Source organism: Parabacteroides sp. AF14-59, from assembly GCF_003479515.1.
In the GTDB taxonomy this organism is placed as follows: domain Bacteria; phylum Bacteroidota; class Bacteroidia; order Bacteroidales; family Tannerellaceae; genus Parabacteroides; species Parabacteroides faecis.
In genome coordinates, this window is sequence record NZ_QUHH01000022.1 from 1 (window position 1) to 21,019 (window position 21,019).

A 21,019-nucleotide genomic window follows, 5' to 3' on the forward strand; every position below is an offset into this window, starting at 1 on the left:
AGAACTTATTTGCTTCAGGCTAAACCGATAGAGATCGCATGTCCCGGATCTGACCAGATCACAGTGGTGGCATGGGCAGGACTTTCCGGAGAAAACGAAAATATCAGTGCTTTGAACCAGGCGAATATTATTTCAGACCTGCAAGTAAGCCTCAAACAAAACAATGGTGTTGCAGCAAGCTTACCGGGAGATTTATTCTACGGACAGGTTACTTTGAAAAGTACTTCTACAAAAGCTAGCTCTGAAACATTAAAGATAGAACGTAAAGTTTCTTCTGTTTCTTTGATCACTAAAGGTGTTATTAAAATGCTGGATTCAAGAGATGGTAATTTTTATTACAAAATAAAGAAAACAAAAAGCTCTTTTAATCATAACGGAGAATTGATCGGAGAAGATATCGAATATATTATTCCGGCTACAATGAACGATAAAGGAAATGTTGTTGCAGACAACACAACCATTTTACCGGCTTCCGATATCACTATAGAGCTTTACAAAGACGATAAAATGATTCTTTCTTCCGAAAATGTCAAAAATTTGGAGAAAGTGTCTATAAACGAAGGAGAATTGTCTGAATTGACTTTTGACCTTTCAAGAAACAGTGGTAATATTGTTGTAGCAGACTGGGGTTCAGTTATTCAACATGTTACTATTGGTTAAAATTTGACCCTCAATTTTTTATATGCATAAAGGCGCACATTCGGATTGTTCCGAGTGTGCGCCGATTTTTTTTATATACGCAATTCTCAGTGATAGGAATACCACCCTTTATGATAGACATGCATATATTAATTTAAGTCGCAAAAACATTGATATTCAACAAACGCAAAGAAGACAGGTGTATTCAAATCACAAATGACACATTTACCACCCATCATATAAGAGAAAGCAAAGATTGACACATATACCATATATCTATGATAGAAATACACACATGACAAATAAAGCTAACGGTAGTACATTTGTAGACACAATACAATTTGTGAAATTTTACCCTATACTCTGCCTATATGAACCCTTAATTCTGTAGGCAAACCTTAATTAACATAACCGGGAGGTTACATAATTAATAAAGCCCGCATTCTCAAGTTGTTTATAACGACAATCTGAGAATGCGGGCTTCTTTTTGGACTAATTTATGGACAGATTTGTCCGTATTCGGACACCCCTTTCAATACTTCCACCCTCATTTTCAACACAATATAAATATGGCACATACGTTGTAGACAGATTAGCAGATAAACAGAGGATAATATGGAAATAATTAAACTGGAAGGTATAACAAAAGTGTACCGCACAAGCGAAGTAGAGACCACTGCACTTGAAAATGTGAATCTCACCGTCAGAAAGGGAGAATTCCTTTCAATCATGGGACCATCCGGATGCGGAAAGAGTACGTTACTCAATTTAATGGGATTGCTGGATGTGCCGGATAAGGGCAATATCCTGATCAACGACACAAGAACCACCGAAATGAAAGACGGAGAAATGGCTGAGTTCAGAAACGAAATGCTGGGATTTGTTTTTCAGAGTTTTCATCTGATCAATTCACTGAATGTGCTCGACAATGTAGAACTCCCCCTACTCTACAGGAACTCCACAGCAAAAAGTCGACGGGAAGCTGCCGTAAAAGTATTGGAAAAAGTAGGACTATCACACCGCATGAGACATTTCCCGACCCAGTTATCGGGCGGACAGTGCCAACGTGTTGCCCTTGCCCGTGCCATAGTCGGTAATCCGCAGATCATTCTCGCCGATGAACCGACCGGAAACCTGGACAGCAAAATGGGAGCGGAAATCATGGAACTTTTATTCCAACTGAATGAAGAAGGCACAACCATCGTAATGGTTACACATGACGAGCATATCGCTGAATCAACACAACGCATCGTTCGTTTTTTCGACGGAAGACGGGTAGAATAAATCAAAAGAAACCAGTATGTACAAAGTATATTTCAAACAGGCACTGCTGATGCTGAAACAAAACAAGTTTATCAGCATGATCGCTATTATGGGAACTGCGCTGGCTATTATGATGATCATGACGATCATTGTGACAGACGAGATAAAAGAGATCAGCACGGCGCCGGAGATAAACAGGAACCGCACCTTGTATGTCGACTACCAGGTCAAAAGGGATACGGCCAGAAACAGCTGGCAGTCGGGATCTATCTCTTACGAGACGCTCAAAGAGTATCTTTACCCGCTGAAAACTCCCTTGTATGTTTCCGGAGTCAATCCATCATGGTCAAATATTCCAAATACACTGATTACGCGCGAAGGATCGAGCGAGATCATCAACGCACATATGCGGATAACTGATGCGGCTTACTGGAAAATAATGTCTTTTTCCTTCACGCAGGGACGGCCTTTCAGCGACGGGGAATTTCAGTCGGGAATATCCGCGGCTGTTGTCAGTAAAACTCTCGCCCAACAAATATTCAAAGGAGAAAATGCGCTGGGAGAAACTTTTCTGGTGAATTTCAAACCGTACCGGATCGTGGGTATTGTAGAAGATGTATCGCCGGTGTTCAAACAGGCATACGGCGACCTGTGGATACCTCATACCACACAGCCCGTCGAAAACAGGTTTACCGAAGTGATGCTGATGGCTGAAAGTCCGGAAGATTTTCCTGCTATTATAGAAGAGGTACGAAGGATGGAGAAAAAATTCGAAACGGAACGCAGTCCCTGGATTCTCTATCTGAAAGGACCGGTAAACAACAAGATCTTCCAGAAAGGCATTTATGGGAACAATGCCGAAGAGATTACTTCTGCTATCGCCGTACAAAAAAGGAAAATGATTTTTATCCTGCTGATCCTGCTGCTGATACCGGCAATCAATCTCTCAGGATTAAGCCTCTCACGTATAAAGAAGCGGACGGAAGAGATCGGTATCCGAAAAGCATTCGGTGCCAAGAAATATACGATCCTGATACAGGTGCTTTTTGAAAACCTGATCACTTCGGTGATCGGCGGCGTGATCGGATTGGCACTCTCGTACGTTATTGTCTTCCGGATGCGGGACTGGCTGCTGGATGTCCCGGCAGACAGTACGATCCCGGTCAGTACGCTCATCTCTTTCCCAGTCTTGCTGGCGGTATTTGCTGTTTGCCTGATCATCAATCTCCTTTCTGCCGGTATACCGGCTTACCGGGCTTCACGGATGAAGATCATTAATTCACTCAATCAAAATGACAAATAATTATGATACGTCACATATTTAAAATTATCTGGAATGAACGTAAAACGAATGCCTGGATCGTGTTGGAATACATACTTGTATTTTGCGTGCTTTGGTTTTGCGTCGATTACCTGTACTATATGGGTAAATGTTATTGGGAACCGGTCGGTTTCGACACGAAGAACACATATGTGCTCGAGATGCAAAAAAAACCCGACACTTCCTTCAACAACACGGAAGGAAACGGAGAAACGGAAGAAGTGGACAAACTGGCACTGGCACAAACATTTTTGAACCGGGTAAAAAATTATCCGGGTGTAGAAAATGTATGTTTTTCCAAATGGGCGGCACCTTTTGAGAGATCCAGCTACATGAGCGGCTATTATATCGACGAAGACACGACCCATAATGTCACATTCCGGCTGAGATGGGTTTCAGAAAGTTTCTTCGATGTATTCAGAATAAATACCACCGCCAAAGAGATTAGCGGCTGGGATGCTCCCGGAACGAACCAAATACTGATCACCCCGAACCGGGAAGGCTTATTCGGTAATGAAGAATACAGTGTTCCGCTGGAAGATGTGAAAAAACTAACTTCATCCACCAGCGACAGAAAGGAACATACTGTCATCGGGAGCGCTGAAAAAATGAAAGACGGCTATTTCAACTCGTATTTCTGTAATATATTGTTGCCGTTAGTAAGGGAGGAATATGATTTGCGGGAAATGCAGATATGTCTGCGTGTAAGCCCGGGTGCTGATAAAGATTTTGAAGAACGGTTTACAAAGGAGATGCGGGAACAACTAATGCTCGGACCGTATTTCATGAGTTCGCTGAAATCGATCGACAAAAATGCCCGGATAACAAACTGGCCTACAGATGATTTGAATGGCATCTATGCGATCACGGCTTTCCTGATCCTGAATATATTCCTGGGGATCATCGGGACATTCTGGTACCGCACGCAAGCACGCCGGAGCGAAGTCGGTCTGCGGCTGGCACTCGGATCGACCCGGTGGGGTGTGAAAAAATTAATTTTCGGAGAGACGTTGCTGCTGTTATTTATCGCCAGCATAGTGGGAGTAAATATCTGCATTAACATAGGGCATACCGAATTACTAGAACTTCTTGATATTCCAATTGCAAACAGAATGGATGCGGGTATAGGGAATGAACAGGAATTTATCAATTATGCACTGGCATTCGGTTTACTGGCTGTCATATCACTGATAGCGGTATGGTATCCTGCCCGACAGGCAGCAAAGATTCCACCGGCAGAAGCCTTACGGGATGAATAAAATTAGTAACTTTACAGTACTGATAATAATGAAATAATATTGGCTATGATACTTATCTGTGACGATGATCTTACGGTACAAACTTCACTGACCTTGGTGCTGAAGCGGGCAGGATATGAGGTTGCAACAGCTTCGAACCCACAGGAGACGATCGACTTCGTGCGCCGTACCTGCCCGCAACTGATCCTGATGGATATGAATTATAGTAATACGACTACCGGCGAGGAAGGGCTGGAGTTACTGGCGAAAGTCCGTATCTTCTGCCCGGCGGTTCCGGTAATCCTGATCACCGCCTGGGGGTCCATAAACCTGGCAGTGCAGGGCATACGGGCAGGTGCTTTCGATTTCATCACCAAACCCTGGAACAACCTGGCTTTGCTGAAAACGATACAGACTGCCATCCAGCTACAGGAAAGCGAAGAAAAAGAGACGGACGGAAAAGAAACGGAAAGAACCGACCGCTTTGAGAAGATCATCGGAAAATCGATCCTTCTGCAACAGATTCTCAATACAATTTCACGCATCAGCCGCACAAACGCTCCTGTCCTGATCACCGGAGAAAGCGGAACAGGCAAGGAACTGATAGCCGAAGCGATCCATGAGAATAGCAACCGCCAGGGCAAACCGTTCGTAAAGGTCAATCTGGGAGGTATTTCACAATCGTTGTTCGAAAGCGAAATGTTCGGTCATAAACAGGGGGCTTTCACCGATGCACGCCACGACCGGACCGGACGTTTCGAACTCGCAGACAAAGGAACGATTTTTCTCGATGAGATCGGAGAACTGGATATGGTCTGCCAGGTCAAACTATTAAGGGTGCTACAGGATCAGACATTCGAGCCGTTGGGTGAAAGTAGACCCCGGCAAGTAGATACGCGCATTATCTGTGCGACAAACAAGAATCTCCCGGAGATGGTGGCACAAGGCAAATTCAGGGAAGATTTATTTTACAGGATCAACCTGATCACGATACAGATGCCGGCTTTACGCGAACGGCTGGAAGATATACCTCTGCTTGTCGATCATTTTACGCAGAAACAAGCGGAACAAAATAACTTGTCCCCAATAGAAATATCACAGGAAGCATACGGATATCTGAAAAAACTTCCTTATCACGGAAACATACGCGAGTTGAAAAACCTGGTAGAACGGACAATCCTGATTTCTGGAAAGAAAATCATTACGGATGCCGACTTCAAAAAGCAATATATAGAAGTCCCTTCCAGCCAACCTGTAAGCGGGAATACGATCCTTTCGCTGGAGAGGGTAGAAAAAGAGATGATACAAAAAGCGGTGGAATTATATGGTTGCAATCATTCCAAAATAGCGACGGCATTGGGACTGACCAGGCAAACGTTATATCGCCGCCTTGAAAAATACGATATCAAATTACCGGAATGAAATCGAAGCTGATATTTTGGACGATCGCTGCTTTTATCGCGTGTATCGCAAGCGGTATTGGTTTTCTCTTTTTCAGGGAAGAACCGATCCCCTTTTGGGTCGTACAGTGTATCGCCATCTTATCACTCTTGCTGGCTACATTTATTTACCATAAGCTGGTCAAACCGTATCACATCCTGCTCAGCGGCATGCAACTTCTTAAAGACCAGGATTTTTCCACTCATCTGCGCCCGGTCAGGAATAAAGATGCGAATGAACTGATCGGAATCTTCAACCGGATGATCTCACAATTGCGGAGCGAACGATTGGCAGTACGGGAGAAAAACCAGTTTCTCGACCTGCTCATTCATGCCTCTCCACAGGGGATCATCATCCTAAACTTCGATAAACAGATCGTAGAGGTAAATCCCTCCGGATTAAAATTATTGAACATCTCCGAGCTTACGGAAATCAAAGGAAAGACATTCAACGAATCAACCTTTGAACTGGCACCTGCTTTAGCCGGGTTAAAACTGGGTGATGACGTGATGGTCCGAAATTCAGTAAATAAAATATACCGCTGCATCCATTCGTCTTTTATCGACCAGGGGTTCAAACATCCTTTTATCCTGATCGAAGAGATCACACATGAATTACAGAAAATCGAGAAAGAATCGTACGAGCGTATCATCCGCATGATGTCGCACGAAGTAAACAATTCCGTCGGTGCTATCGGCTCTACTTTGAATGTCGTTGCCGACATTTTTAAACAGGATGAAAACAATAAATGGGAATATGTACTGCCCGCAATCGAAGCTTCCTTCGATCGCTGCGGACATCTGGCCAGTTTCATCGGCAACCTGGCGCAGGTTATCCGTATACCCGAACCGACATTTTCACTTATCTCCCTGAACGAGCAGGTCCGTTCGGTATATGCCCTGACCAGCGCCGAATGCCAACAAAGAAATATAGAACTGGTCTTATCCCTCACAGAAGAAGACCAATATATTCATGTGGACGGTATCCAGTTCGAACAGGTCCTGGTCAATATCATTAAAAATGCTTATGAGGCGATCGGAAAAAACGGCAAAATACAAATCTATACGCACCATGCTCCTTTATCTATTATCATAGAAGACAATGGACCCGGCATAAGCGAAGAAACCAGACAGAAACTCTTCACTCCGTTCTTCACAACCAAATCTTCCGGCCAGGGAATCGGACTAATGTTCGTCAGGGAGGTCCTGACCAACCACCAATGCAAATTCAGCCTGACGACAGAGAACGGTCACACCTTATTCAAGATACTTTTCAATACCGACACCAAACCCTGATCCGGCATTTCATTTCCCCCAGATAGACACTCTGCATTACAAAATATCCGGATCAGGTTTAACAAATCCGACCGGATTACGGAGTTTATTCCGGATTTTCTTTTGCGATTGTAATTCTGCTAACGTTTGATTGATGAGTTCCAGTTGCATCCGGGTATCATCATTAATATCGTTGTAGTCGGAAAAAACTTCTTCTATGTATTCCTTCAAATTTTTAACTTCTTGCTGAAGTTCTACAACCTTATCTGCCGGAGGGTTTAAAACCAAATGCCGCATAGCAACAAAAACACGTATAATCCCCCTGTTTATCTCTATTGCTGTTTTGGATTTAAGCACACTACTGAGCATAGCGACACCGAGTTCACTAAAGGCAAAAGGCATGTATTTGACATTGCTTCCTCGTTGGTTGTTCAAGGTGCCAAAATTGCACCTTGAAAGTTCTTCTTTCGTTAGCTCAAACATAAAATCCTCACCTTCAAACCTTTCTATATTTCTTTTTACGGAACGTTTCAAGTATTTAGTTTCTATACCGTATATTTCCGCCAGATCAAAATCAAGCATTACCTTTTGTCCTCGTATCTCGTAAATTTTATTCTGTATCAGTCGAAGTTCCATGGTTATTAATTTTATTTATTAAAATACAAAGCTACCATAAAAACGAATTGAAAACAACTCAAAAGGCATGAAAAACAAAAAAGCCCCAAAATCTTTCGACCTTGAGGCTTAAATCGTAGCGAGACCCGGGATTGAACCGGGGACCTCATGATTATGAATCATGCGCTCTAACCAGCTGAGCTATCTCGCCATCATGTTTTTGGTGTCATTTTTCTTATTGACGCTGCAAAAGTAGAGGTAATTTTTATATTATGCAACACTTTTGCGAAAAAAAATCTATTATTTTTCAGGGCTTTCAGCTAAGCCGTTAAAAATTAGATGCTTTTTTACTATAAGATTATTGGGTTATATCAATCTTTATGATTAACTTGCTGCGCAAATAATTGTATGAAAGATGAAAAAAGAGAAGTTTCATATCGAATACATTTTCGATAAAGTTTCGCGACGAAGTTTATGGAATCACCTCACTACCCCTCCGGGACTATCGGCCTGGTTTGCTGATGATGTAACGATTAACAATAACACGTACATTTTTAAATGGAACAGGGATGAACAAGAGGCGGAAGTGCTAGCCGTAAAACCGGAAATAAGTATCCGTTACAGATGGACCGACGAGGAAGAGGATAATGTATACTTCGAATTTTTAATTCACACAGTCGAACTTACAGGAGCAACCGCTCTTGAAATAACAGACTTTGCCGAGCCGGATGAAAAGAAAGATTCCATCAATTTATGGGATTCCCAAGTGGAAGAATTGAAACGGACACTCGGTATTTAGGTTGTTTTAGAGAATAATGTAATGTTCTTATCGTTTTTTACACTACTTTTGCCCCGTCAACCCGGATAGGTAATGTTGAAGATAAAACGATTATATACATTTATGCTGCAGACTTTCCTGCCGTTGTTCATTATGACCTTCGGTATCTGCTTGTTTATTGTACTCATGCAGTTCCTTTGGAGGTACATAGACGACATGGTGGGAAAGGGATTGGGGATTCCTGTGCTCGGCGAAATGTTCTTTTATGCCGGATTATCACTCTTCCCCATGGCTCTCCCGCTGGCCATCCTGCTGGCATCTCTTATGACTTTCGGTAATTTAGGCGAGCGCCTGGAACTGTTGGCTATGAAATCGGCAGGGGTATCGCTTATTCATATCATGCGTCCCCTGATCATCACGATGGGGCTTATCAGTATCGGCGCTTTTTTCTTCCAAAACAATGTAATGCCTGTCGCACAGGTCAAATTATATACCCTACTCTACTCCATGCGTCAGAAATCGCCGGAACTGGATATTCCCGAAGGGGTGTTCTACGGGGAAATCACAGGATACAATGTATATGTAAAAGAGAAGGATAAGACCGGATTATTGAAGGATGTCATGATCTATGATTATTCGAAAGGATTCAATAAGACCAGTGTGATCGTTGCCGACTCCGGCAGACTAAAAACGTCAGCCGATAAGTTATTCCTTGTGTTATCTCTCTTCAACGGAGAATCATTCGAGAACATGGAAAACCAGTCGGGCAGCAGCAGCAAGAAAACGGCTGTTCCTTATCGCAGGGAGACATTCGAGAACAAAGAGATATTGATCGAATTCGATGCCAATTTCTCCCGCTCCGACGAGTCTCTCATGGCAAACCAGTATATGGGCAAGCAACTGAACGATCTGCAGACCTCCATCGATTCCATGAGCGTTCGACTCGACAGCATTAAAGCGCTCAATGCCAAGAATGTCTATGACATGTCATATAAGAGAACATTCTCCAAGTCAAAAAAAGAATCGGTTCTACAGGAGGAACCGGGTGCAGCCGTAGTTGCATCGACAAACAATACAGACTCACTGACTAAAAAATCCGACGAACCAGTCAAAGTCATTAACTTCGACAGCCTGTATCTGGCAGAAACACCGAGTGGCCAGGCAGCATTGCTCGTTCGTGCCAAATCAAATATCGAAAGCGTAAAAGCCGATTATTATTTTAAAGCCGCCACACAGGGAGACGAAGCCTATAAACTACGTCGCCACCTGACCGAGTGGCACAAGAAATTCACGCTTTCATTCGCCTGTATCGTTTTCTTCTTTATCGGGGCCCCGCTGGGAGCCATCATCCGTAAAGGAGGATTAGGTATGCCGGTCGTTATCTCCGTTATCCTGTTCATCTTCTATTATATTGTAGATAATATAGGATTCAAAATGGCACGCGATGGTATATGGCCTGCCTGGGAAGGAATGTGGCTGAGTTCCGCAGTTCTGGCCCCATTGGGTATTTTCCTGACTTACAAGGCGGTAAACGACAGTGTGATATTAAATGCAGATACTTACCTAAACGCCCTGAAGAACTTTATCGGTAAACGCTCGGGCCGCAAGGTAGAGAAAAAAGAGGTAATCATTTTCACTCCCGACTATGCAGGCTTGTTACCGCGTCTGGATAAACTGGCTGAAAACTGCGTGGTATATCTGAAGAACCATAAACGTTGGCTCAATTATTTTACTTTCTGGAAACAGGGAGGAAAAGATCATACAGCCGAACAGCTGGCTGCAGAAATGGAAGGTATTATTGAAGAATTGGGAAATTCGGATCAGAACCTGATACTCAACAAACTGATGGATTATCCTGTTATTGGCGGATATAACCAACGGAATACTCATTTCAAAGGAAAAATCGGGCTGGCGCTCGGTATATTCTTCCCGGTAGGATTACCGATCTATCTGCTCGCCACGTACCAGCGCAAGTTATTACGTCATGATATACAGGTTGTACAAAAGACGAGTCAGGAATTGGAGGATATGATCAGCAATTTGGAAACTAAAAATTAAAAATGATATGAGTGAGATCAAATTAAACACTATCGAAGAAGCAATTGAAGATTTCCGTGAAGGAAAATTCCTGATCGTAGTCGACGATGAAGATCGCGAAAACGAAGGAGACTTTATTGTAGCTGCGGAAAAGATAACACCCGAAAAAGTAAACTTCATGATGACATACGGTCGTGGTGTATTATGTGCCCCGATCACAGAAGAACGTTGCCAGGAACTGGATCTGGATATGCAGGTTGCCAGAAACACTTCCATGCTCGAAACTCCGTTCACCGTAACAGTCGACAAACTGGGGGGTGGCTGTACGACCGGCGTTTCTATGTTCGACCGCTCTGAAACGATCCGGGCATTGGCCGATAAACAAACGAAACCTTCCGATCTGGGACGTCCGGGACATGTAAATCCGTTACGCGCCCGTTCACGTGGTGTACTTCGCCGCGCAGGACACACGGAAGCTGCAGTCGACCTGGCACGCCTGGCCGGTCTCTATCCGGCAGGAGCGTTGATTGAGATTATCAACGAAGACGGGACTATGGCTCGTCTACCCCAATTAGTGGAAGTTGCTAAAAAATTCGATATCAAGATTATCTGCATCAAGGATCTGATCGCTTACCGCCTGAAAACAGAATCGATTGTCGACAAAGGTGTCGAAGTAGATATGCCTACACAATACGGTCATTTCCACCTGATCCCATTCCGTCAGAAAAGTAACGGACTGGAACATATTGCTTTGATAAAAGGAGATATCTCAGGCGATGAACCTGTATTAGTTCGCGTACATTCATCTTGTGCTACCGGTGATATTTTTGGTTCGATGCGTTGCGAATGTGGCGAACAGTTACATAAAGCTATGCAGATGATCGAGAAAGAAGGACGCGGTGCCATCGTTTACCTGAATCAGGAAGGACGCGGTATCGGTCTGATGGATAAAATGAAGGCTTATAAACTTCAGGAAGAAGGATTGGATACAGTAGATGCCAACCTGCATCTGGGTCACCAGGCCGATGAACGCGATTATGGTGTCGGAGCACAGATTCTGAAACATATCGGCATCACGAAAATGCGCTTGATGACCAACAATCCGATAAAACGCGTAGGCCTGGAAGCGTATGGCTTAACTATCGTGGAAAACGTTCCTATCGAAGTCACTCCGAATAAATATAATGAGTTTTATATGAAGACAAAGAAGGAGCGTATGGGGCATGTTCTTCACAACATCAAATAATTAGCAAATTGTTGCAAAGAATCCGATTATTAATTACTTTTGTCGCAACTATTTAAAATAACCTATACAAACAGCAGTGTCATGACACAAGTTTCAGATCGTTTAGCAAGTTTATCGCCTTCCGCTACGTTGGCGATGTCTCAGAAGAGCAATGAGCTCAAAGCACAAGGTATCGATGTTATCAACCTGAGTGTGGGAGAACCTGATTTCAACACACCTGATCACATCAAGGAAGCAGCTAAAAAAGCGGTAGACGACAATTTCTCTCGTTACTCTCCGGTTCCCGGTTACCCGGCATTACGCAATGCTATCGTAGCCAAACTAAAGAATGAAAACGGGTTGGAATATGCAGCTACTCAGATTTCTTGCGCGAATGGAGCAAAGCAATCCGTTTGTAATACTATCCTGGTATTGGTTAATCCCGGAGATGAAGTAATCATTCCGGCACCATTCTGGGTTAGCTATCCGGAAATGGTTAAATTGGCAGAAGGCAAGCCGGTAATCGTTACGGCTGGTATCGAACAAGACTTCAAGATCACTCCGGCCCAGCTGGAAGCAGCAATCACTCCGAAGACCAAGGCGTTAATCCTCTGCTCACCCTCCAATCCGACAGGTTCTGTTTACAGTGCAGAAGAGTTGGCAGGTCTGGCTGAAGTATTGAAGAAACATCCGGAGATTATCGTTATTGCTGACGAAATCTACGAACATATCAACTATATCGGCAAACACCACAGTATTGCCTCTGTCGATGGCATGAAAGACCGTACAGTTATTGTAAACGGTGTTTCCAAAGCGTATGCAATGACAGGCTGGCGTATCGGTTTCATTGCCGGACCGGAATGGATCGTTAAGGCTGTGAACAAATTACAGGGACAATATACTTCAGGTCCTTGCTCTGTATCTCAAAAAGCTGCGGAAGCTGCTTACACAGGATCACAGGAACCGGTTGAAGAAATGCGTAAAGCTTTCGAACGCCGTCGTGACCTGATCGTGAACCTGGCAAAAGAAGTTCCGGGATTCGAGATCAACAAACCGGAAGGTGCTTTCTACCTGTTCCCGAAATGTAGTTATTATTATGGTAAAACGGACGGAAGCAACACGATCAAAGATGCTGACGATCTGGCTATGTATCTACTGGAAAAAGCACACGTTGCTTGTGTAGGCGGTACTTCTTTCGGTGCTCCTGAATGTATCCGTATGAGTTATGCTACCAGCGATGAAAATATCGTAGAAGCTATCAAACGTATCAAAACTGCACTGGCTGAATTGAAATAAAAAAGAAAGTTTCTATAAACAGAAAAAGGGGCTCCGAAATCGGAACCCCTTTTTTATATCATTCTGCTTACGCTAAATTATTCAGCACGCAAAGTGAAACGTTTGAATGCAAGGATCTTCAATTCAGGATCAGCTTCCTTCATTGTTTCCTTAACAGTCTTTTTGCCATCCATGATATCTTCCTGGTTCAACAAGCAAACTTCCTTCAAGAATTTGCTAAGACGACCCTGAGCGATGTTCTGAATCATTTGTTCCGGCAAATTAGCAGCCTTTTCAGCAGAAACAGTAGCGATGATATCCTTTGCTTTTGCTACATCTTCAGCTGTAATCCAACCTTTAGCCATATTGCTTTCCATGTGATCTTCACTATCTACATGTGTAGGATTAATGCCGCCTTTCTTCAAAGCAGCTTCTACAGCTTTCTGTACCTGTTCAGCTTTTGTCTTTTCGATAGCCACCTGGATTTCCTGTTCTTTTACTGATTCCGGAACGCCAGCTTCATCGATAGCGATCGGGTTCATTGCAGCGATCTGCATAGCTACGTTATGAGCAACCTCTTCTGATTCTTTGTTGAATGCAACGATTGTACAGAGCTGATTCTTACCCATATGGTTGTAAGTAGTGGTATAAGCACCTTCTACTACATTGTAGCCGTCCAGTTCCATCTTTTCGCCAGTAATACCGCTACGGTCAGTAACAGCGTCCTGGATAGTACCTTTACCCATCGACAATGCTTTTACTTCGTCCAGAGTCTTGCACTTGTTAGCCACAGCAGCGTCAAGGATAGCCTGAGCCAAAGCAACGAAATCTTCATTCTTAGCAACGAAGTCTGTTTCGCACTTCAAAGCGATAATAGCAGCGAATTCACCGTCTTTCTTAGCCAGTACACAACCTTCAGCAGCATCACGATCAGAACGTTTAGCAGCGATTGCCTGTCCTTTTTTACGGATAATTTCCATTGCCTTTTCGATGTCACCGTCAGCTTCTGTCAAAGCCTTCTTACAATCCATCATACCAGCTCCACTCATTTTGCGCAGCTTGGTAATATCAGCCATAGTTACAGCCATAATTTATTTCCTTCTATTTAATGTTTATACTATTCTAAAACCAACAATGGACAATGGACAATTGACAATTCCTAAGAACTTGACTGCCAAAAGCCTATTGCCCATTGTATTTTTATATTCTAATTGTCAATTGTCTATTGTCAATCGCCAATTATATTTATTCTTCTACATCTTTAGCGTACTTGTCGGCAACGTTAGCGTTCAAAGCTTCTTCGTCTTCTTTCTTTGTACGTTCTTTCTTTACAGTAGCTTTGCCTTTGCGTTCTCTTTTAGCACCTTCGCCTTCGCCAGCAGCTTCTGTATCGATCTTTTCAGCTTTGCGTTCCTGCAAACCTTCGTTCATTGCTTCGCAGATAGCGCCTAAGATAACTTCTACAGATTTAGTAGCGTCATCGTTAGCCGGGATCACGTAGTCAATGTTGTTCGGGTTTGAGTTAGTATCAACCATACCGAATACCGGGATACCCAGACGGTTGGCTTCGCGAACTGCAATATGTTCTTTCATCACGTCAACAACGAACAAAGCAGACGGAAGACGAGTCAGGTCTACAATAGAACCTAATGTCTTTTCCAACTTAGCACGCTGACGAGTGATCTGAAGTTTTTCTCTTTTTGACAGGTTATCAAATGTACCGTCTTTTGTCATCTTATCGATAGTAGTCATCTTTTTGATGGCTTTACGGATAGTCGGGAAGTTAGTCAACATACCACCCGGCCAGCGTTCGATAACGTAAGGCATACCTACAGAAGAAGCCTTATCAGCGACAACTTGTTTTGCTTGTTTTTTAGTAGCAACGAAAAGTACTTTCTTTCCCTGTTTTGCCAGGTTTTTCATTACTTCTGCTGCTTCGTCTACTTTAGCAACTGTTTTATATAAATCAATGATATGAATACCATTGCGCTCCATAAAGATATAAGGAGCCATAGCAGGATTCCACTTTCTTTTTAAGTGTCCGAAGTGTACACCAGCTTCTAATAACTGATCAAAATTAACTCTTGACATTTTTTTCTTTTTAAATCGTTTACTTTCTGTTTAATTTTCAACCATCAGGTAGTTCCCCGGCATGTCCACATGCAAAAGAAATCCCGACAATTTAGATACTAAACGCTTTGTCCTTGTAAGAAACTCACAAATAACATTAACGTTTGCTGAACTGGAATCTCTTACGAGCTTTCGGCTGACCCGGTTTCTTACGTTCAACAGCACGAGGATCGCGAGTTACGAATCCTTCTGCTCTCAACGCAGGTTTGTCTTCCGGATTAATCTTGATCAAGGCACGAGCGATAGCCAAACGGGCAGCTTCTGACTGACCTTTGAAACCACCACCATCCAGGTTGATCTTGATATCATATTGTTCTTCAACGCTCAGTTTTGCAAGCGGTTGCTTTACAATGAACTGAAGGATTGTAGAAGGAAAGTAATTAGCAAGATCACGTTTGTTGATAGTTATCTTTCCCGTTCCTTCGCTTACGAATACGCGAGCAACTGCTGCTTTACGTCTTCCTATTGCATTTACTACTTCCATAGTTATTATTTAAGTGAGTTTATATCGATTGACTTAGGCTGTTGAGCTTCGTGTTTGTGCTCTGTTCCTTCATATACATATAAGTTAGCAAGTAACTTAGCACCCAGACGGTTTTTAGGCAACATACCCTTTACTACTTTTCTGAACAAATGACTGGCACCCTTCTTCATCAGGTCGTTAGGTGTGTACTCGATCTGTCCACCGGGATATCCGGTATATCTCAAATAAATACGATCGTTCCATTTGTTTCCTGTCAGAACGATTTTATCTGCATTGATAATGATCACATTATCACCACAATCAACATGAGGAGTGAAGTTGGGTTTGTACTTGCCGCGCAAAAGTTTTGCTACTTTTGCACAAAGGCGTCCCAAAGTCTGTCCATCAGCGTCAACGATGACCCACTCTTTGTTTACAGTTGCTTTGTTTGCAGAAATGGTCTTAAAACTTAAAGTATCCACTGCTTAATAAATTAATTAATTAATAACTCTAAAAAACAAGCGCTTAGTTTTTTCGCTGTCACTATCACTACGGACACTTGACGTAATAATGTGCTAGAAACTAAACTCTTAGTACAATTTGATAATATTCGGCTTGCAAAGGTACGGCTTTTCTTCGAAATACAAAACTTTTGTACATCTTTTTCATTATGAACCGCTAAGAGAGACGTGGATACTTATCGGCGGAAGTAATATCCCAGTGAGAAAGTTACGTTATTCTGGTAGAGGGAAGATTCGCCGTCATGTTTGGAAGTACGGCGGTCTAAAGTACCGCACAGGGCAGATACGGAAAAGAAGAAATTCGAATATTCAACCTGCAATCCGAGGTTCACCCCCAGATCGAATGTTTTAAGGTCTGCCTCGCCCGATTGTCCGAAAACGATATCGGTGTCGACATTTTGGGTACGCATTTTACCGAACAGGGAGAAATCGACTGCCGGACCGGCCATCACGCTGAAATAAACATCTGTGAACTGAAAGGTATATACCAGATTGACCGGTATTAAAATAGAATAATAGTTACATTTTGTTTTCGGATACACCCGACCTGTTCCATCTTCATCCGGTATATTGGAAAGATAATTTCCTCCCTGATGCACGAAAGCTACTTCCGGCTGCAAAGATAATCTTTTATATAAAGGTATCTGGGTCAACCCTGCCACACTAAATCCGAAACGGGCACCCGATTGATAATTATTGTCTATTTTCTGTACCAGCGAAGAATAAGCCAAACCGCCACGCACACCCCAAGTGACCTGGGCAGTTACCGGTATAATCATCAACATCACCAATATAATTACCAATCCGATCTTTTTCATACTATATACTATTTTCCATGAGCAAAGATAGTTTTTTTTTCTAATGATGATACTTATTCGATGATTTTAACGTATGATTCTGTAAAAACGTAACAAAAGTCGTACCTTTGTTAGGTAAAATATAAAAGTTTTTTCAATCATATATATGGAACCATTTATACATCTACACGTCCACACACAATACTCGTTACTGGACGGACAAGCCTCCATTGATGCCCTCGTAGACAAGGCACAAAAGGACGGCATGAATGCTATTGCTGTTACCGATCATGGTAACATGTTCGGTATAAAAGAGTTCTTTAACAAGGTATCCAAGAAGAACGGAAAGCCGCTTGGAGCCATCAAAGACCTGGAAAAAGAGCAGAAAGCGCTCAAAGGAAAAGAAGAACTCACTGCTGAAGAACAGGCACGCCTGGGAGAAATCCCGGGATTGATAGAAGCTGAAAAGAAAAAAATATTTAAACCCATCATCGGATGCGAATGCTACTGTGCGCGCAACGGCAGATTCAGCAAAACCGCCAAAGAAGACCGAAGCGGTTACCATCTGATCGTCCTGGCCAAGAACCTGAACGGTTACAAGAATCTGATCAAGATGGTTTCCATCTCATGGACGGAAGGTTTTTATGGCCGCCCTCGTATTGATCATGAACTGCTGGAGAAATACCATGAAGACCTGATCATTTGCTCTGCCTGCCTGGGAGGTGAAATACCTCAGCATATCATGCACGATCGGATAGATAAAGCTGAAGAGTCGATCCTTTGGTTCAAGAACCTGTTCGGCGAAGATTATTACCTGGAAATGCAACGGCACGAGACACATGACCCGAATGCCGACTGTACTACCTTTCCGAAGCAGCAGGAAGTAAACAAGGTCCTGATCGAACTGGCACGTAAACACAATGTGAAGCTGATCGCCACCAACGACGTCCATTTTGTCAATCAGGAAGATGCCGAAGCGCACGACCGCCTGATCTGCCTCAGTACAGGCAAAGACCTCGATGATCCAACCCGTATGCGCTATTCCAAACAAGAATGGATGAAGACGACTGCAGAGATGAATGCCATCTTTGCCGATATTCCCGAAGCACTCAGCAATACACTTGAAATAGCCGATAAAGTTGATTTCTATTCGATCGACAGCGGCCCTATCATGCCGACTTTCGCCATACCGGAAGAGTTCGGAACAGAAGAATCCTACCGGGCCAAACTGACTGAACAAGATTTGTTCGAAGAGTTTACCCGTGACGAAAACGGCAAGGTCGTTTTAAGTGAAGAAGATGCCAAAGACAAAATAAAAAAACTAGGCGGATACGACAAATTATATCGTATCAAACTGGAAGCCGATTATCTTCGTAAACTGACTTACGACGGTGCCAAAATATGTTATGGCGAAAATCTGACGGATGAAGTCAGGGAACGTCTGGATTTCGAACTGCATATAATGAAGACAATGGGGTTCCCCGGATACTTCCTTATCGTGCAGGACTTTATCGCTGCCGCCCGCGAAGAGTTAGGCGTATCGGTAGGTCCCGGACGTGGTTCGGCTGCCGGCTCAGCTGTAGCCTATTGCCTGGGGATCACCAAGATCGACCCGATAAAGTACGACCTTCTGTTCGAGCGTTTCCTGAATCCCGACCGTATCTCCCTCCCCGATATCGATACCGACTTCGATGATGACGGCCGCGGCGAGGTGTTACGCTGGGTAACGGAAAAATACGGAGCCGACCGTGTTGCTCACATTATCACTTACGGTACGATGGCGACCAAATCGGCGATCAAAGACGTAGCCCGTGTACAGAAACTACCACTCTCCGAATCGAACCGCCTGGCGAAACTGGTACCGGATAAGATCCCGGATATGAAGAAGTTCAAACTGAAAGATGCGATCAACTACGTACCGGAACTGAAAGAAGCCGCCACCGGGAATGATCCTTTGGCACGCGACACACTGAAATATGCACAAATGCTGGAAGGTAACGTACGAAATACCGGGGTACATGCCTGTGGTGTTATTATCGGTCGTTATGATATATCCGATGTCGTACCGGTAAGTACCGCCAAAGACAAGGAAACCGGCGAAGAAATGCTCGTAACCCAATATGAAGGTTCAGTAATTGAAGAGACGGGATTGATCAAGATGGACTTTTTGGGACTGAAAACCCTGTCCATCATTAAAGAAGCTATCGAAAACATACGGCTTACCACCGGTCATATCCTCGATATCGACCACATCAGCCTGGAAGACCCCAAAACATACGAACTGTATTGTACCGGAAAAACAACCGGAACATTCCAGTTTGAATCGGCAGGTATGCAAAAATACCTGAAGGAGCTGCAACCTTCCAAGTTTGAAGACCTGATTGCCATGAACGCCCTGTATCGTCCGGGACCTATGGACTACATTCCCGACTTTATCGACCGTAAGCACGGACGTAAGCCGATCGAGTATGATATCGCTGTAATGGAAAAATATCTGAAAGATACTTACGGCATCACAGTCTATCAGGAACAGGTCATGCTTCTGTCTCGTTTGTTGGCTAACTTCACCCGTGGCGAGAGTGACGCTCTGCGTAAAGCGATGGGTAAGAAGCTGATCGACAAGATGAACCACCTGAAATCAAAATTCATGGCAGGCGGGCAAGCGAACGGTTATGAAGCTAAGACACTTGAAAAAATCTGGTCCGACTGGGAAAAGTTTGCATCCTATGCCTTCAATAAGAGTCACGCGACCTGCTATTCATGGGTCGCTTACCAGACTGCCTTCCTGAAGGCGAACTATCCTTCGGAATACATGGCAGCCGTACTGAGTCGAAGTTTGTCGAATATCGTGGATATCACGAAGTTTATGGACGAATGTAAAGCGATGGGTATCCAGGTATTAGGTCCTGATGTAAACGAATCTATCCTGAAGTTCAGTGTAGACAAAAATAAGAATATCCGTTTCGGACTGGGAGCCGTAAAAGGTGTCGGAGAAGCAGCGGTACAGAATATTATTGAAGAACGGAAAAAGAATGGTCCGTACCGGAATATTTTTGACTTTGTGGAACGAGTGAACCTTACTGCCTGCAATAAGAAAAACATCGAATCGCTGGCATTGGCCGGCGCGTTCGACAACTTCGGCATACAACGCGAACAGTTTTTTGGAGAGACAGGAAAAGGCGAAATTTTCCTGGACACACTGGTACGCTACGGCAACAAATACCAGATGGACAAGAACACAGCCGCCAATTCATTGTTCGGCAGCGACGACCTCTCGGTAGCCATTGCCAAACCGGAACTTCCGGTTTGCCAGCGCTGGAGCGACCTGGAACGTCTGAACAAAGAAAAGGAACTGGTCGGCATCTATCTTTCCGCCCACCCATTGGACGAATACCGCATCGTTCTGACTTACGTATGCAATACAGGTATGGCAGAGATTAACGACCGGGAAAGCCTGAAAGGGCGTGAAATACTGCTGGGCGGCATCGTAACAGACTTCAGGGAAGGTATGACCAAAACCGGTAAACCTTACGGAGTGGTCAAGATAGAAGACTTTACCGGTAGCGGCGAAATTGCATTGTTCGGTAACAACTATATAGAATACAGTAAATACTGCAAACAGGGCATGTATCTACTTATTACAGCCCGTGTAGAACCACGTCGCTGGAATGAGAATGAACTCGATTTCAACATCGGTTCCATCCGTTTGTTACAGGACGAGAAAGACAAGTTGATCGAAAAGATTAGCATCACGCTGCCGATACATGATCTCGATGAGCCTACAGTCAATGAATTATCGGTGCTGATCAAAAACAATCCGGGACAGAGCTTGTTATATTTCAGAGTAGTGGACGGCGAACATAATATCGCACAAAATTTCTTCTCACAGAATATCCGGTTAAATGTAACAGGTAAACTGGTTGAATTCCTGCAAGAGAACGAGAATATTGATTTCAAAATTAATGGGTAAAGTTGTATGGTGCGGAAAGAATTAGTACTTTTG

17 protein-coding genes and 1 tRNA gene are annotated in these 21,019 nt (G+C 43.5%); 11 read left to right on the forward strand and 7 right to left on the reverse strand.

The window, feature by feature from the left end; genetic code table 11:
* From DWW23_RS19780 to DWW23_RS19805, 6 genes are all read left to right on the forward strand, one after another.
* On the forward strand, window positions 1–660 hold a 660-nt coding region (locus DWW23_RS19780), incomplete at its 5' end, for a FimB/Mfa2 family fimbrial subunit (protein WP_122355401.1).
* Window positions 661–1,254: 594 nt separating this feature from the next.
* Entirely contained in the window at window positions 1,255–1,923 is a 669-nt protein-coding gene (locus DWW23_RS19785; RefSeq protein WP_221267755.1) for an ABC transporter ATP-binding protein, read from the forward strand.
* A 16-nt stretch (window positions 1,924–1,939) separates the two neighbouring features.
* Window positions 1,940–3,205, forward strand: a complete 1,266-nt coding sequence (locus DWW23_RS19790; RefSeq protein WP_122355404.1) for an ABC transporter permease — start codon at window positions 1,940–1,942, stop codon at window positions 3,203–3,205.
* Window positions 3,206–3,207: 2 nt separating this feature from the next.
* A complete protein-coding gene (locus DWW23_RS19795; protein WP_122355406.1) occupies window positions 3,208–4,482 on the forward strand; it encodes an ABC transporter permease in 1,275 nt (424 codons plus the stop codon).
* 45 nt (window positions 4,483–4,527) lie between these two features.
* Window positions 4,528–5,883: a sigma-54 dependent transcriptional regulator gene (locus tag DWW23_RS19800; protein ID WP_122355408.1), complete on the forward strand. Its 1,356-nt coding sequence runs from the start codon at window positions 4,528–4,530 to the stop codon at window positions 5,881–5,883.
* Entirely contained in the window at window positions 5,880–7,196 is a 1,317-nt protein-coding gene (locus DWW23_RS19805; protein WP_122355410.1) for a PAS domain-containing sensor histidine kinase, read from the forward strand. Before DWW23_RS19800 ends, DWW23_RS19805 begins: the two co-directional genes overlap by 4 nt.
* A 36-nt stretch (window positions 7,197–7,232) precedes the next feature.
* Here DWW23_RS19805 and DWW23_RS19810 read toward each other — a convergent pair whose 3' ends face one another.
* Entirely contained in the window at window positions 7,233–7,811 is a 579-nt protein-coding gene (locus DWW23_RS19810; protein ID WP_122355412.1) for an ORF6N domain-containing protein, read from the reverse strand.
* A 116-nt stretch (window positions 7,812–7,927) separates the two neighbouring features.
* A tRNA-Met gene (locus tag DWW23_RS19815) sits at window positions 7,928–8,001 on the reverse strand.
* 204 nt (window positions 8,002–8,205) lie between these two features.
* Here DWW23_RS19815 and DWW23_RS19820 point away from each other — a divergent pair.
* From DWW23_RS19820 to DWW23_RS19835, 4 genes are all read left to right on the forward strand, one after another.
* Window positions 8,206–8,589 (forward strand): START-like domain-containing protein, encoded by a 384-nt coding sequence (locus DWW23_RS19820; protein ID WP_122355414.1) that lies wholly within the window; start codon window positions 8,206–8,208, stop codon window positions 8,587–8,589.
* Window positions 8,590–8,661: 72 nt separating this feature from the next.
* The gene (locus DWW23_RS19825) at window positions 8,662–10,626 is read left to right on the forward strand and encodes an LptF/LptG family permease (protein WP_233564398.1); all 1,965 of its coding nucleotides are present in this window, start codon (window positions 8,662–8,664) and stop codon (window positions 10,624–10,626) included.
* Between the two features lie 7 nt (window positions 10,627–10,633).
* Window positions 10,634–11,851 carry a bifunctional 3,4-dihydroxy-2-butanone-4-phosphate synthase/GTP cyclohydrolase II gene (locus DWW23_RS19830; RefSeq protein WP_122355418.1) on the forward strand — a complete coding sequence of 406 codons (1,218 nt, stop codon included), beginning with the start codon at window positions 10,634–10,636 and terminating at the stop codon, window positions 11,849–11,851.
* Window positions 11,852–11,932: 81 nt separating this feature from the next.
* Window positions 11,933–13,126: a pyridoxal phosphate-dependent aminotransferase gene (locus tag DWW23_RS19835; RefSeq protein ID WP_122355420.1), complete on the forward strand. Its 1,194-nt coding sequence runs from the start codon at window positions 11,933–11,935 to the stop codon at window positions 13,124–13,126.
* A 77-nt stretch (window positions 13,127–13,203) separates the two neighbouring features.
* On the opposite strand, the gene tsf is transcribed toward DWW23_RS19835, so the two are convergent.
* The 5 genes from tsf to DWW23_RS19860 form a co-directional block, all read right to left on the reverse strand.
* Entirely contained in the window at window positions 13,204–14,193 is a 990-nt protein-coding gene (gene tsf / locus DWW23_RS19840; RefSeq protein WP_122355422.1) for a translation elongation factor Ts, read from the reverse strand.
* A gap of 157 nt (window positions 14,194–14,350) precedes the next feature.
* Complete coding sequence (gene rpsB / locus DWW23_RS19845; RefSeq protein ID WP_122355424.1) at window positions 14,351–15,196, reverse strand: 30S ribosomal protein S2; 846 nt, start codon at window positions 15,194–15,196, stop codon at window positions 14,351–14,353.
* A gap of 136 nt (window positions 15,197–15,332) precedes the next feature.
* Complete coding sequence (gene rpsI, locus DWW23_RS19850; protein ID WP_122355426.1) at window positions 15,333–15,719, reverse strand: 30S ribosomal protein S9; 387 nt, start codon at window positions 15,717–15,719, stop codon at window positions 15,333–15,335.
* 5 nt (window positions 15,720–15,724) lie between these two features.
* Complete coding sequence (gene rplM, locus DWW23_RS19855; protein WP_007655343.1) at window positions 15,725–16,180, reverse strand: 50S ribosomal protein L13; 456 nt, start codon at window positions 16,178–16,180, stop codon at window positions 15,725–15,727.
* Window positions 16,181–16,395: 215 nt separating this feature from the next.
* Window positions 16,396–17,037 carry a porin family protein gene (locus tag DWW23_RS19860; RefSeq protein ID WP_122355428.1) on the reverse strand — a complete coding sequence of 214 codons (642 nt, stop codon included), beginning with the start codon at window positions 17,035–17,037 and terminating at the stop codon, window positions 16,396–16,398.
* Window positions 17,038–17,182: 145 nt separating this feature from the next.
* On the opposite strand from DWW23_RS19860, the gene dnaE reads away from it, so the two are divergent.
* Window positions 17,183–20,986, forward strand: a complete 3,804-nt coding sequence (dnaE, locus tag DWW23_RS19865) for a DNA polymerase III subunit alpha (RefSeq protein ID WP_122355430.1) — start codon at window positions 17,183–17,185, stop codon at window positions 20,984–20,986.
* The last annotated feature ends 33 nt before the right edge of the window (window positions 20,987–21,019 follow it).